The following is a 13,006-nucleotide window of genomic DNA, read 5'->3' as shown; positions in this document are numbered from 1 at the left end:
GCGGTAACATCGACGCCGATGGGTCATCAGACGTCTTCCGGGCCGGAGCGGCTCACCGATCAGGCCTACCGGCGCATCCGGGACGAGATCGTGGCCGTGCGGCTCGCCCCCGGCAGCCCGCTGGACGAGAAGGCGCTCAGCGCCTCGCTCGGCCTCGGCCTGACCCCGATCCGGGACGCACTCAAGCGGCTCACCCTGGAGAAGCTGGCGGTCGCCTACCCCCGCCGGGGCACCTTCGTGTCCCGGGTCAACATTGCCGACGAGGCCCGGCTCACCGAGATCCGGGTGGAGCTGGAGGGCCTGGTCGCCGCGCTGGCCGCCGAGCGGGCCGAGGAGGGTGAGCGGGCCACCCTGCTGCGGCTGCTCGACGACCTGGAACACGGTGGTGCCGAACGGGCCACGCACTCCGAGCTGGATGCCCGGGTGCACCGCGCGATCTACGCGGCGGCCGGTAACGAGTTCCTGGAGGCCACCCTCAACCAGTACTCCAACCTGGCCCTGCGGATCTGGAACGTCTGCCTGATCAGCCAGGAGGTGGACGAGAAGCACATCCGCAGCCAGCGGGACGTGGTCGAGGCGATCGTGCGGCGCGACGCCCCGGCTGCCCGGGCAGCCGCCGAACGGCACCTGCTGCAGTTCGCCGAGGAAGTGCGGGCGCTGATCCACTCCGACCGTCCCTAGCTACCGGCCCACGTGGTGCATCACGTGCTTGGTGCGCGAGTAGTCGTCGAGGGCGTAGATGGACAGGTCGCGGCCGTACCCGGAACCCTTGAACCCGCCCCACGGCACCTCGTTGGCCAGCACCAGGTGGGCGTTCACCCAGACCGTGCCGGCGTCCAGCCGGGCAGCCACGTCGTGGCTGCGGCGGGCGTCGTCGGTCCAGACCGAGGCCGACAGGCCGTACGGCACGGCGTTGGCCCGGGCGATCGCCTCGGCCTCGTCGGTGAAGGTCTCCACCGTGATCACCGGGCCGAAGATCTCCTCCTGGGCACACTCGGCGCCTTCTGGGACATCGACCAGCACGGTCGGGGCGACGAAGTAGCCGTTGCCCGCCAGCGCCGAACCGCCCAGCGCGGCCCGCACTCCGGCGGCCTGAGCCCGTTCCAGGTAGCCGGTGACCCGGTCGAAATGGGCCTTGGAGATCAGCGGGCCGAGCTCGACGTCGTCACCGGTGCCCGGTTCACCGACCACCAGTGTGGAGACTTGCTCGACCAGTAGAGCGGTGAAGCGCTCGGCCACGTCGGCGTGCACCAGAACCCGGCAGCCGGCTCCGCATTCCTGCCCGGAGTTCCAGAAACCGGCGGTGCGCAGGGCAGTTGCGGCAGAGTCCAGGTCGGCGTCAGGAAAGATCACCACCGGCGCCTTGCCCCCGAGCTCCAGATGCACCCGCTTGAGCGTGGCCGCAGCGGCCTGCGCCACCGCCTTGCCGCTGCGCACCGAGCCGGTCAGGGCGATCATCGCGACGTCGGGGTGCTCGGCCAGGCGGGTTCCGACGGTCGGGCCGTAGCCAGGCACCACGTTGAGCACCCCGGGCGGCAGCAGGTCGGCCACCAGCTCGGCGAACTTCAGCGTGGTCAGCGGGGTCTGCTCGGAAGGCTTGATCACCAGCGTGTTTCCGGCGGCCAGGATCGGCGCGATCTTCCACGCCGCCATCAGCAGCGGGTAGTTCCAGGGGGTGACCACGCCGACCACACCCAGCGGTTCCCGCAGGATGGTGGAGAGGTGGTCGGCGGCGTACCGGCCGGCGGCCGCTGAGGTGGTGGCCCGCAGGGCTCCGGCCATGAAGCGGAACGTGTCTACGGTCTGGGCCACGTCGTCCTCGGCCACCATCCCGGGCTTGCCAGTGTTGGCGGACTCCAGACGGGCCAGCAGTTCGCTGTTCTCGCTGACCCGGTCGGCGATCCGGTGCAGGGTTTCCGAGCGTTCCTTCGGAGTCAGGGCGGCCCAGCCCGGGGCGGCTTTCACGGCCGCCGCCACAGCGACGTCGGTGTCCTCGACGGTGCCTTCGGCGATCTGGGCGATGACGCGTTCGGTGCAGGGATCGATCACGTTGATCGCCTGGCTGGAACTGCCCGGGCGGAAGGCGCCGTCAATGAACGGCAGACCGGGCGGTAGGTCGGTCTGCCGCAGCAGGCTGGATGCTTCGGAACGGCGGCGCACGGTGGCGGATGGTGCTGAGACGCTCTGAGACACTTCTGGTTTCCTTCCGAGCCGGGAGTTAGCAGGGGATCAGAGGACGAGAGCGGGCTGGTTCTGCGGGACGAGCGCGACCAGGCGGGCGGTCGCTTCGGAGCTGAGCGGGGCCACGGGGGAGCGGGGCACGCCGACCGGTACCCCGGTGGCGTTGAGCACGGCCTTGATCGCCGAGACGAAAGGCTCGTCCAGGCAGGCATTGACCAACGGGAAGACCGGCGCCCACAGTTCCCGGGCCTTGGCCAGGTCACCGGCGATCACCGCGTCGTACACGGCGACCAGCTCGCGCGGCACCAGGTTGGCGGTGCCGGCCATCACCCCGGCCGCCCCCTCGGTCACCGCCGACAGCAGCAGGCTGTCCCAGCCCAGGAAGGTCGAGATCACGTCGGCGTGATGATGGATCAGCGCCGCGGACTGGGCCATGTCGACCGTGGTGTTCTTGATGTACTGGATGTTCTCCACCTCGCGGGCCAGCGCGCCCACGGTGGCCGGGCTCAGGTCCACCCCGGTGGCCACCGGCAGGTTGTAAAGCATCACCGGCACCGACACCGAACCGGCAACCTGCCGCAGGTAGGTCAGGGTCTCCTCCAGCGAAAGCGGCTCGTAGTAAGGCGTCACCGTCATCAGCACGTCGGCGCCCGCGGCCTCGGCGTGGCGGGACAACCGGATCGCCTCGGCCGTGGTGGTGGCCCCGGTCTGGGCGACCACCGGTACCCGCCGGGCGGCCTGGTCGACCACGATCTCCACCACCCGGCGCCGCTCGTCGCTGCTCATCGCGCTGAACTCACCGGTGGAACCACAGGCGACCACACCGTGAACTCCGCCCTCGACGGCCCGGTCCACGAGCGTCCGTAAGCCGTTCTCGTCGATCTCACCGTGCTGGTCGAAAGGCGTTGGCAGGGCGGAAAGAACGCCGCGTAGTGGTTCGGTCATGGCAAAGTCTCCTTGAGCTGGATGGTTCAGGCGGCGCTGAGTGGGAGGTCGTTCTGGAGGCCGGCCTGACGCTCGGTGGCGAGCAGGCTGGCGGCTTCCTGAGCGGCCGAGAAGCCGGTGGCGATGGCGGTTTCGGTGTACAGGGTGCCGAGGTAGTCGCCGGCCAGGAACACCCGGCTGCTGCGGCGGGTCAGCGTGGGCTGAAGCTTGCCGCGGCCGGGGAAGCAGTAAGGTGCACCGGTTTCCCAGCGCTGGATGTGAGATTCGGCGATGGTACTGGAGAAGTCCGGCCCAAGAACCTGGTTCAGGTCGTGAGTGTAGATCTCGCGGATCTCCTGGTCGGTCTTGGCCAGGAGGTTGCGGGCCAGAGCAGCCGGGGAGAAGACCATGATGCTGCCGCCGGGGGCCCGCTGGGTCTCGCCGCCGCGCACCAGGCTGGCCTGGTTGAGCACGATGTTGAAAGAGCGCTTGGGCGTGGCGATCGCGTAGGCGCGGTCCCACGGGCGAGGGCCGTTCTCGTTGGTCAGGAAGGCGGCGCTGACGTAGGGGCCGTACACGATCCGGCCCAGGGCGTCGCGGACGTCTTCAGGTAGGTCGACGCCGACCCGGTGAGCCACGGTGGCGGGAGTGGCCAGGACGACGGCGCGGGCCTCGATCTCGAGATCCATTCCGTTCTGGCGGTAGCGCACCACCACCGAGCGGGGGCGATGGACGATCTCGGTCACCTCGGCCCCCAACTGGACGCGATCGCCCAGCGCGGTCGCGATGCCCTGGGTCAGGGTGGAGGGCCCGCCCGCGATCCCGCGGTTCAGGCCGGCTCCGATGTTCCAGACCAGACTGAAGTACCCGATGCCCGCCCCGGCGGAGATCTCGTGCGGATCGGCGGCCGAACGGGTGACGGTCGGGCGGAACAGCGCCTCGGCGTCCTCCGGCAGGTCACCGACGAAATCGTGGAAGCTGCGGTCGTTCTCGAAGCCGTAGATGCGCTGCTGGCGCACGGCCGGGTCCTCGCCCGGACGGTTGCGCACGATCTGGGCGTACTGCAGCACCCGGCTGCCCACCTTCAGACCGGTTCGGATCAGGGCGATCCGGGACGGCAGCGGCATCGGGATCCGGAACGGGTAGGTCTCGATCCGGCCCTTGAGCAGGAGCCTGCCGTTCATCGACAGCCCGGCCAGCGAACCCGGAACCTGTGCGGCGGTGATCCCGACCTCGTTCAGCAGGGCGTCGGTGCTGGTGCCATGACCGGCGAAGACGTGCCCGCCCCAGTTGAGCCAGTACTGGCCCCGGCGCTCGGAGCGGATCCGCCCGCCGACCCGGCGGCCCGACTCCAGGACGACGGTGTCCCAGTGCCGCAGCCGCCACCCGGCGGACAGGCCGGCCAGACCACCGCCGACGATCACGACGTCCTTCATTGGATGCCCCTTCTTCCGGCTCCGGCCGGTGCGGTCCGGAGCAGGCGAGGAAACCTGCCGGGCGGCCGCCTTTGGCCTGACATCTGGGATTGAGCTGATATATCTGAGCAATGTAAAGAGGCTTCCGGAGAGTGTCAACGGGTTCTTGCGGCCCTACCTGGGCGTTGGCGCCCAGCGGTCGCGGTCGCCGGTAGCCCGGGAGAGTGGCGTGGAACTGATTGCGGCTGAGGCATAAACGGGGGACGCGCCCTGCCGAGAGACACGGTGGCAGGTCGGCGACTCAACGGAATGAGGCGAATGTCCACCGCGACGGTTCGATACGCACTGATCAGTTCGATCGTGACGCTCGGTCTCCTGGTGGGCTCGGCCGCAACGGCCTCGGCCGCGCCGAAGGTTGCCAAGGCAGCAGTGGCTTTCGGGACGAGTGGCCCCTCGGCCGCGGCCGTGACCTCCGCGCATCCTTGCCAGAGTGGCCAGGAGACCTGTGTCAGCAGCGACCCCAAGGTCGCGTTGTCGTGGTCCAGTTCGGCCAGCACCTCGGGCTGCGGCTTCGGCCTGGTCGTGAACTGGGGGGACGGCAAGCCGGCCCAGACGATCGAGCTCGGCGGATCGAAGAACGCCAAGGTGTGGACGATCCGGCACAACTACCCGGGTGGGGTCGCCGCCCGGCAGTCGTACCCGATCACCGCCAAGGCGACCGTGCTGCGGGACAAGGACGAGCGCGGCTGCAGTATCGCCTCGGGCGCCACCACCCTGGTCCTCACCTGCACCGCCACCCAGCTCAGCGGCACCAGCTGGAACACCCGCTTCCCGGGCGGCCTGAGCGCGCTCGAGCTGCTGAACGACGGGTTCCGCCCCCGGGTGGAGCAGTTCGCCACCGCGATGAGCGAGGCCGGCATCACCGTGCGCCCGACCTCGACGCTGCGTTCGCCCCAGCGTTCGTACCTGATGCACTTCAGCTACAAGATCGCCAAGGGCCAGATCTCACCCGCCGACGTGCCCGCCTACGTGCCGGTGGGCAAGGAGTCCGGGCCGAAGATCTGCTGGCAGCACCGCACCGCCACCGGCAAGAAGGACGCCAAGGCTTCGGTCGCCGCCGCGAAGAGCCTGCTCGGCGCGCTGGGCGTGGACTCCACCCTGGCCACCCCGCCGGCCCTGCGCAGCCGCCACAACACCGGCGACGCGATCGACATGTCGGTCTCCTGGACCCAGCCCACGATCAAGATCAAGAACGCCGAGGGCCGGCTGGTGCGGATCGGTTCGGGTCCCAAGGACGGCACCAACCCCAAGCTGATGGCGGTCGGTGCGAGCTACGGCGTCAACCACTACATGCCGGCCGCGGTGGACCGGAATCACTGGTCCAGCGACGGGCGCTGATTCAGCCGTCCGGTGCGGTTCATCCAGCTGATCAGAGTGCCGCCGGCCAGACCGACCAGAAGCAGGAACGCGAAGGGCAGGGCTCGGCCGGCGCCGTGCGGAAACCGGTCGAGCAACTCGCCCACGGCCACGTTGACCACCGTGGCGGCCAGGGCCTGGGCCAGGTAGAAGACGCCGTAGTAGGTGCCGCTCAGCCGTTCGCTGCCGACCTGGGCCAGCAGGGTCATCGAGAACGGTTGCGCCACGGCCATACCCACGGTGAACACCACCGTGCCGAGCAGGATCGGTAGTACCGCCAGCCCTCCCTCGACGTTCCACTCCCCGGCCGGCGCGGTGGCCAGGAACGGCCCGCCGACGGCCAGGGGGACGAAACCCAGCCCCATCATCGCCAGCCCACCGGCCATCGACGTCCCCTCGCTGTACCGGGCCTTGAACCACGAGGTCAGCTGTACCGAGCCGAAGATGCCGATCAGGGTGGAGGCGATGAACACGGCACTGACCGCACCCTCGACCCCGGAGACCCGCTGGGCCTCCACCGGCAGCGCCAGGTACAGCTGGCCGAACAGGGCGAAATAGACCGAGCCGCCGAGCGCGAACAGCAGGAAACGGCGGTTGCCGAGGACCTCGGCCCAGCCGCCGAGCAGGCTGGTCTCCAGTTTGGGGACCGGCCGGGCGGGCAGAGCCAGCACCTGGCCGACGGTCAGTACGGCGAAGATCACACAGGCGACCGCAGCCACCAGGCGGAAGTCCACGGTGATCAGGGCGGCGCCGAGCAGTGGGCCGATCAGCGCCCCGGCGTGCCCGACGGTGTTGAGGACGGCGAAGGCCTCGGCCCGGTGCTCACCGGCGTCCTGCATCAGGTAGGCCCGCACTGCTGGGCTGAACACCGCCCCGGCCAGGCCGGTCAGCACCGACGCGGCGATCAGCCCCGGTAGCGAGTCGACCAGAGTGAACAGGCCGAACGCGACCACCCGTAAGGCGCAGCCCAGGATGATCATCGGCCGGCAGCCCAGCCGGTCCGCAGCCGCCCCGCTGAACAGGGTCAGGCCCTGCTGGGAGAGCGTGCGCAGGGCCAGGACCAGCCCGATTGTGGCAGCCGCGTAGCCCAGACCGCCCATGTACCCGGCCAGGAACGGCAGCACCAGGTAGAAGCCCAGGTTGATGCCGAACATGTTGATCATCAGCAGGCGGCTGGGCCGCGGGAGCGCGCGGTAGGCGCCGATAAAACCGCACATCACGCGTACTGTTGCAAATAATCGGCAACCCCGGCCACCGACGTCCGTTGCTTCTATTGCATAATCTTCGCAACAACACCTGCCAGCGGCCGGTGACGGCGAACTGGCGTGAAGGTGGATCGGATGGCGGGGCGGCTCGTCGATGAAGGGCGGACCCTGCAGCCTCGGGTCTCCGACCTGGGGCTCTCCGGGCAGCGGCGTCGGGCCACGGCCTGGGTGACCGGCCTTGGCGTTCTCCTGCTGCTGAGCGTCGTGCTCGGGGTCGGCGTGGGCGCGGTGGCGATCAGCCCGGGTGCGGTTGCCCAGATCATCGGACACCACCTGTTCGGCGCCCCGGGAACGATCACCTGGAGCCTGCCGCAGGACGCGATCGTCTGGCAGGTCCGCCTGCCGAGGGTGCTGCTCGGCGCCTGCGTCGGAGCCGGCCTGGCGGTCTGCGGGATGGCTCTGCAGGCGATGGTCCGCAACATGCTGGCCGACCCCTATCTGCTGGGCATCAACTCCGGTGCCTCGAGCGGTGCGGCCGCCGCGATCCTCTTCGGCTTCGGCGCCGGCTTCGGCGAGAACGCTCTGTCGCTGACCGCGTTCCTGGGTGCGCTCGCCGCCTCGTTCCTGGTGTTCCTGATCGCCCGCAGCGCCGGCCGGGTCACTTCCGTGCGGCTGCTGCTGGCCGGTGTGGCCGTGGGTTACGCCCTCTACGCCCTGACCAGCTTCCTGATCTTCGCCTCGGACTCCGCCGAGGGCGCCCGCTCGGTGATGTTCTGGCTGCTCGGCTCCTTGGGCCTGGCCCGCTGGGGTACGTCGCTGGCCGTGGTCGGCACGGTGGTCATGCTGACCGTGGGCCTGCTGATCATCTGGGGGCGACGGCTGGACGCGCTGGCGATCGGCGACGAGACCGCGCACACCTTGGGCATCTCACCCGACCGGTTCCGGACCCGGCTGCTGGTGCTGGTCTCGCTTTGCATCGGCGTGCTGGTCGCGGCCTCCGGCAGCATCGGCTTCGTCGGCCTGGTGATCCCGCACATCGCCCGCCGCCTGGTCGGCGCCACCCACGCCCGCGCCGTCCCGGTCGCCGCCCTGCTCGGTGCGATCTTCCTGATCTGGGCCGACGCCATCTCCCGCACCCTTCTGCAGCCGCAGGAACTTCCGATCGGGATCATCACCTCCCTGGTCGGAGCGCCGTTCCTGCTGGTGCTCATCCGCCGTCTGCACGCCACCAGCGCCTAGGAGCCACACCTTGATCCGTCCCGTTGCCGTTGCCACCGGTGCCCTGCTTCTGCTCGCTGCCTGCGGCGGTTCTTCCGCCGAAAGCGACGTGGAGGCCGGCGCCGGCGCAAGCGGCGCCTACCCGCTGACCGTCGAGAACTGCGGGGCCGAGGTGACCTTCACGGCCGAGCCGCAGCGGGCGATCCTGCTCAAGAGCGCCTCCGTGGGCTACCTGGCGGAGCTCGGCGTGCTGGGCAACGTCACGGCCCGGGCCGGCCAGTACCCCGAGGCCTACTACGACGACGAGACGAACGCCGCCCTGGCCAAGATCCCGCTGCTCACCGACAAGCTGGACACCAGCGGGCACCTGCAGATCTCCAAGGAAGTGGTGATCAGCCAGGAGCCGGACCTGGTGCTCGGCGAGGTGGACAACCTGGACCGGGCCTCGCTGGAGGCGGTCGGCATCCCGCAACTAGAGGAGCCGGGCCTGTGCGGCGAGGGTCTGGAGGACCCGGGCTTCGACGACGTGTTCTCGCAGATGGAGTTCTACGGCAAGGTCTTCAACCGCTCCGAGGCCGCGGATGCGGCGGTCGGCTCGCTGAAGGAACGGCTGGCGGCGGTGGAGGCCAAGGCTTCGGGTGACGGCCGGACCGCGGCGGTGCTCTACCCGACCGTCGGCGGCGGCGTGACCTACGCCTACGGCAACCGCAGCATGGCCGAGCCTCAGCTGGAGGCGGCGGGCTTCAAGAACGTATTCGGGGACGTGGACGAGCGGGTTTTCGAGATCACTCAGGAGAAGCTGATCGGCCTGAACCCCGACGTGCTGATCCTGCTGTACTCCGACGGCGACCCGGCCGCGGTGGAGGCCTCGATCGCGGACCTGCCCGGCGCCGAGAAGCTCACCGCGGTCAAGAACGGTGACGTGATGCCGCAGCTGTTCAACTTCACCGAGCCGCCCGGCCCGCTGGCCATCGACGGTCTGGAGGCCATCGAAGAGCGGTTCGGCCGGTGATCAGCGCATCCGGCCTGAGCTTCGCGTACGGCCGGAGCGAGGTGGTCCGCGACGTCAGCCTGAGCGCGCGCAGCGGCCGGGTGCTGGGCCTGATCGGGCCCAACGGCAGTGGCAAGACCACGCTGCTGCGGCTGCTGTACGGCTCGCTGCGCCCGGCCTCGGGCACGGTGAGCGTGGACGGCACCCCGCTGGAACAGCTGAACGCCCGCCAGACCGCGCAGCACCTGGCCGTGGTGGTGCAGGAGAACGGCGGCGAGACCACGATGACCGTCGCCGAGATGGTGCTGCTGGGCCGGGGGCCGCACCTGGGCACCTTCGCCCGCACCAGCACCGCGGACGAGGAGATCGCCTGGACCTCGTTGCAGCGGGTCGGTGCCCTGCACCTGGCCCCGCGCAGCTTCGCCGGTCTGTCCGGGGGCGAGAAGCAGCGGGTGCTGATCGCCCGGGCCCTGGCTCAGCAGGCCACGCACCTGCTGCTGGACGAGCCCACGAACCACCTGGACATCCGCTACCAGCACGAGATCCTGGCGCTCGTGCGGGATCTCGGGACCAGTGTGGTCGTGGTGCTGCACGACCTGAACCTGGCGGCCCGCTACTGCGACGACCTGGTCCTGCTGGAGCACGGCCGGCTGGTCGGGCAGGGCCCGGCCGAGGAAGTGATCCGCGGTGACCTGATCGAGCGGGTGTACGGCATCGGGGTGGAACGCATCGAGCACAACGGCCAGGTGCATCTGCTGTTCAACCCGCAGATCGGCGAAAGAAGTAGCGAAGAGTTTTCGACGAGCACGCCCTGATTTGGTCATTGCGTACTGATTTGACCCGGGTTAGATTGTTCCTCGGCGAAAAGCATTTATAGCAGCGAGCTTTGCCGTGTCCAGCAGTCAAGGAAGACGAGGACAAGGGGTTCGTATGACCATGCCTGTCGGCCGCCGGGGCGTTCTTGCCGCCGGTGCTGGGGCAGCCGCCGGATTGCTGATTCCGGCCACCGCTGCCCAGGCTGCAACCCAGACCACGAGTCACGCTTCGACCCAGGCCACGAATCGCGCCGGCTCGGCCGTGAAGTTCGTGCTGAACGCCGAGGTCCTGGACGGCGGTGAACAGGTCACGGCCGTGACATTGGACCTGAGCCGGCACGGGCCGATCGATGCCAGAGGTCTTTCCACCAGCACTTTTACCGTGCATGCGCAGGCCACCGGGCCGATCGCGGGGGTGGCCGGGGGCGAGTACGACCTCGATCGCACGGTGACGGATGCGCACCTGGACCGGCACGGCAACATCGTGCTGGAACTCGAGCACGGTGAGGGCAAGGCCGGTGCGGCGACGCTGGGCTACCTGTTCACCCGCGGTCGCAACGTGCGGATGAACCTCAGGTACACGATCACGCAGAACGAGCCTCTGCGCCGCAAGCGCGGAAAACCGCTGACCATAGACCGTTTCGTGCAGGGCAAGCTGATCAGCCCCGAGGTGGACTCGTTCAGTCACCACGGCAGTGAGGCCGGGCTGAAGTACCGGCTCTACAAGCCTGAGGTGCGGGGCAAACGTCCGTTGGTGGTCTGGCTCCACGGTGGTGGTGAAGGGGCCGTTCTGGCCGACGGGTACTACGACAACGAGACGCAGTTGCGGGCCAACCGGGGTGCGCTCGGCTTCGTGACCCGCGAGGCGCAGAAGATCTTCGGCGGCGCCTACGTGGTGGCCCCGCAGAGCACCTCGTACTGGCTGGAGGACGGGGACCGGTTCGCGCCGCTGATCCGGCAGATCATCAAGGACGTGGCGGGCCGGCACGACATCGACCGGGACCGGATCTACGTGGTCGGGTGCAGCAACGGCGGCTACATGAGCCTGAAGATGACCACGACGTACCCGGCGCTGTTCGCCGCGTCGGTCCCGATCTGCGGTGTGGTCGTGGGTAGTCCGCCGATGATCCCGGATGCCGATCTGCAGCGGATCTCGACACCGACCTGGCTGGTCACCTCGCTGGACGATGCCACGGTGGATCCGGTGGCGAACACCGTTCACGCGCACCAGCTGATCCCGCGCTCCAAGGTCACGCTGTACGACGAGGTGGTCTGGGACGGGTACAAGTTCCCGGGGCACTGGTCGTGGATCTACGTGGGGCGTAACGATCCCAGCATCAAGGGGCAGACGGTCTGGGAGTGGATGGCCCGGCAACGCGGGTGAATCCTGCTGGTGAAGGGCCCCGGCGTCGTCCGGGGCCCTTTCAGCTGCTTGGCCGAACGCGTTCGACGGTTGCCCCGGCCCGGATCGCCCGGGGGATCTCGGCCATACGTTCACGATCATCACACGAGTTCCGGAGCGACAGGTTTTCGCCGGGCAGGCCGGGATGGGAAGCTGAGCCGTGATTTCTGTAGCCATGCCGGCGGACCGGGCCGCGATCGTCCAGACGCTGGTAGCTGCTTTCGCGGCCGACCCTTTGCTGCGAGCGGTCTTTCCCGGCCCGGCCGAGTACGCGCAGGGAGCGCCGGTCTTCTTCGGGTACCTGTTCGACAAGCGGGTTGAGGGGAAGGCGATCCTGACGGTTGGGGGAGGGCTTTCCGTGGCGATCTGGGAGTCGCCGGCTTCGGTCGGGCCGGGGCTGGCGCTCGACCTGCCCGAGCCGGCCGCGTCGAGGTTGCGCGCTTACGACGAGGCCGTGCACGCGGCGCTCCCGGACGACCCGCACTGGTACCTGGGCGTGCTCGGAACCCATCCGGAGCACCTCGGCAACGGTTTCGGCCGGGCCGTGATGGCCGCGGGCCTGGAACGAGCTGCGGCCGATGGTCTGCCTGCGTACCTGGAGACGACCAACCCCGGAAACGTGCCGATGTACGAGCGTGCGGGCTGGAAGGTCACCGCCGAACTCGATGCGCCGATGCCGATCTGGGTGATGACGCAGTAGCTCTACCGGCCTTCCGGGGCGGGCCGCCCGGGTTGAGCTGCTGGCCAAAGGGTCTGGGGCTCAGGCCTCGACCGTCACGTCGCTGATCTGCCCGTCGGTGCCGATCCGGACGGCGGGCCAGTACCCGTCCAGGAAGTGCTCACCGCAGGTATCGGTGAAGTGGAGGACAACGGTTCCGTCGGCGCAGGTCTGCAGGGTCTCCAGGGCGAGGTCGGCATGCGCTTCCTGGAGTTCTTGCGGTTTCGGTTCTTCCGCGCTGAACTGGGTCACCACAGCATCCGTCGCCAGCCGGCGCAGAGTGGGAAGCGCCGTCAGGGCCTGACGTGTGTAGGGCAGGAGGGCGGTCACTCCTTCGGCGCTCGCTCCCTCGATGACGAGGTCGACGTCAGCCCCGTCGACGTTCACCCGGCCTGAGTACCAGTCGTGCGTGAGCGCCGGGCCGTCGGGAAGCTCGGTGACCGCGCGGGCGAGAACACCCAGCGTCGGGTCCGTGATGCTCTGATCCTCGCTCATGGCTCGCACAGTAGCCGTCCGGCGGGCGACCTGGTTCCTCGCAGGTAGGTTCACATCGAGGTGATGCCGTCGACCCGGTGGCCGACGGCGATGGATTCGCCGGAGACGGCGGCTGCGCGGGGCGACAGCAGGAAGGTGATCAGGTCGGCGATCTGGTCCGGGCTTGATTCGCCGGGACGCCCTGGCCGCACCTCGGTGGCTGGGGTCGGCGACACCAGCCCGGGAC

General features: G+C 69.2%; 13 protein-coding genes. 7 read left to right on the top strand and 6 right to left on the bottom strand.

The genetic code is table 11. The annotated features are described in order from the left end of the window. Nucleotides 1-18: 18 nt before the first annotated feature. Nucleotides 19-681, top strand: a complete 663-nt coding sequence (locus LR394_RS08900; protein WP_231440189.1) for a GntR family transcriptional regulator — start codon at nt 19-21, stop codon at nt 679-681. On the opposite strand, the gene LR394_RS08895 is transcribed toward LR394_RS08900, so the two are convergent. From LR394_RS08895 to LR394_RS08885, 3 genes are all read right to left on the bottom strand, one after another. Next, nucleotides 682-2,160 (bottom strand): aldehyde dehydrogenase family protein, encoded by a 1,479-nt coding sequence (locus LR394_RS08895; protein WP_407937008.1) that lies wholly within the window; start codon nt 2,158-2,160, stop codon nt 682-684. Nucleotides 2,161-2,229: 69 nt separating this feature from the next. Further along, nucleotides 2,230-3,126: a 4-hydroxy-tetrahydrodipicolinate synthase gene (dapA, locus tag LR394_RS08890; RefSeq protein WP_231440187.1), complete on the bottom strand. Its 897-nt coding sequence runs from the start codon at nt 3,124-3,126 to the stop codon at nt 2,230-2,232. A gap of 26 nt (nt 3,127-3,152) precedes the next feature. Further along, on the bottom strand, nt 3,153-4,541 hold the full coding sequence (locus tag LR394_RS08885) for a protoporphyrinogen/coproporphyrinogen oxidase (protein WP_231440186.1): 1,389 nt from the start codon (nt 4,539-4,541) through the stop codon (nt 3,153-3,155). A gap of 297 nt (nt 4,542-4,838) precedes the next feature. Here LR394_RS08885 and LR394_RS08880 point away from each other — a divergent pair, with 297 nt between their 5' ends. Then, complete coding sequence (locus LR394_RS08880; RefSeq protein ID WP_231440185.1) at nt 4,839-5,918, top strand: hypothetical protein; 1,080 nt, start codon at nt 4,839-4,841, stop codon at nt 5,916-5,918. On the opposite strand, the gene LR394_RS08875 is transcribed toward LR394_RS08880, so the two are convergent. Then, nucleotides 5,894-7,153 carry an MFS transporter gene (locus LR394_RS08875; protein WP_231440184.1) on the bottom strand — a complete coding sequence of 420 codons (1,260 nt, stop codon included), beginning with the start codon at nt 7,151-7,153 and terminating at the stop codon, nt 5,894-5,896. The two genes, LR394_RS08880 and LR394_RS08875, sit on opposite strands and share 25 nt — an antisense overlap. Before the next feature lie 123 nt (nt 7,154-7,276). Between LR394_RS08875 and LR394_RS08870 the strand changes: the two genes are divergently transcribed. The 5 genes from LR394_RS08870 (at nt 7,277) to LR394_RS08850 (ending at nt 12,267) form a co-directional block, all read left to right on the top strand. After that, nucleotides 7,277-8,380, top strand: a complete 1,104-nt coding sequence (locus tag LR394_RS08870) for a FecCD family ABC transporter permease (protein ID WP_231440183.1) — start codon at nt 7,277-7,279, stop codon at nt 8,378-8,380. A gap of 10 nt (nt 8,381-8,390) precedes the next feature. After that, nucleotides 8,391-9,371, top strand: a complete 981-nt coding sequence (locus tag LR394_RS08865) for an ABC transporter substrate-binding protein (protein ID WP_231440182.1) — start codon at nt 8,391-8,393, stop codon at nt 9,369-9,371. After that, nucleotides 9,368-10,165: an ABC transporter ATP-binding protein gene (locus LR394_RS08860; protein WP_231440181.1), complete on the top strand. Its 798-nt coding sequence runs from the start codon at nt 9,368-9,370 to the stop codon at nt 10,163-10,165. Before LR394_RS08865 ends, LR394_RS08860 begins: the two co-directional genes overlap by 4 nt. Nucleotides 10,166-10,280: 115 nt before the next feature. Next, nucleotides 10,281-11,549: a prolyl oligopeptidase family serine peptidase gene (locus LR394_RS08855; RefSeq protein WP_231440180.1), complete on the top strand. Its 1,269-nt coding sequence runs from the start codon at nt 10,281-10,283 to the stop codon at nt 11,547-11,549. Nucleotides 11,550-11,742: 193 nt separating this feature from the next. After that, on the top strand, nt 11,743-12,267 hold the full coding sequence (locus LR394_RS08850) for a GNAT family N-acetyltransferase (protein WP_269328872.1): 525 nt from the start codon (nt 11,743-11,745) through the stop codon (nt 12,265-12,267). Between the two features lie 60 nt (nt 12,268-12,327). On the opposite strand, the gene LR394_RS08845 is transcribed toward LR394_RS08850, so the two are convergent. Further along, nucleotides 12,328-12,780, bottom strand: coding sequence for a hypothetical protein (locus LR394_RS08845; protein ID WP_231440178.1), 453 nt, complete (start codon nt 12,778-12,780; stop codon nt 12,328-12,330). Between the two features lie 50 nt (nt 12,781-12,830). Further along, the gene (locus LR394_RS08840; protein ID WP_231440177.1) at nt 12,831-12,995 is read right to left on the bottom strand and encodes a hypothetical protein; all 165 of its coding nucleotides are present in this window, start codon (nt 12,993-12,995) and stop codon (nt 12,831-12,833) included. Between the last annotated feature and the right edge of the window lie 11 nt (nt 12,996-13,006).

Source organism: Kineosporia babensis (assembly GCF_021129305.1).
Lineage (GTDB): Bacteria > Actinomycetota > Actinomycetes > Actinomycetales > Kineosporiaceae > Kineosporia > Kineosporia babensis.
The sequence above is the reverse complement of the archived record's forward strand: the minus strand, read 5'-3'. Positions and strand labels throughout refer to the sequence as shown.

What these genes read in the sequence shown, in the direction of transcription:
- LR394_RS08900 (WP_231440189.1), top strand. Translation starts at nt 19, where the DNA reads ATGGGTCATCAGACGTCTTCCGGGCCGGAGCGGCTCACCGATCAGGCC.
- dapA (WP_231440187.1), bottom strand. Translation starts at nt 3,126, where the DNA reads ATGACCGAACCACTACGCGGCGTTCTTTCCGCCCTGCCAACGCCTTTC.
- LR394_RS08885 (WP_231440186.1), bottom strand. Translation starts at nt 4,541, where the DNA reads ATGAAGGACGTCGTGATCGTCGGCGGTGGTCTGGCCGGCCTGTCCGCC.
- LR394_RS08880 (WP_231440185.1), top strand. Translation starts at nt 4,839, where the DNA reads ATGTCCACCGCGACGGTTCGATACGCACTGATCAGTTCGATCGTGACG.
- LR394_RS08875 (WP_231440184.1), bottom strand. Translation starts at nt 7,153, where the DNA reads ATGTGCGGTTTTATCGGCGCCTACCGCGCGCTCCCGCGGCCCAGCCGC.
- LR394_RS08870 (WP_231440183.1), top strand. Translation starts at nt 7,277, where the DNA reads ATGGCGGGGCGGCTCGTCGATGAAGGGCGGACCCTGCAGCCTCGGGTC.
- LR394_RS08855 (WP_231440180.1), top strand. Translation starts at nt 10,281, where the DNA reads ATGACCATGCCTGTCGGCCGCCGGGGCGTTCTTGCCGCCGGTGCTGGG.
- LR394_RS08850 (WP_269328872.1), top strand. Translation starts at nt 11,743, where the DNA reads ATGCCGGCGGACCGGGCCGCGATCGTCCAGACGCTGGTAGCTGCTTTC.
- LR394_RS08845 (WP_231440178.1), bottom strand. Translation starts at nt 12,780, where the DNA reads ATGAGCGAGGATCAGAGCATCACGGACCCGACGCTGGGTGTTCTCGCC.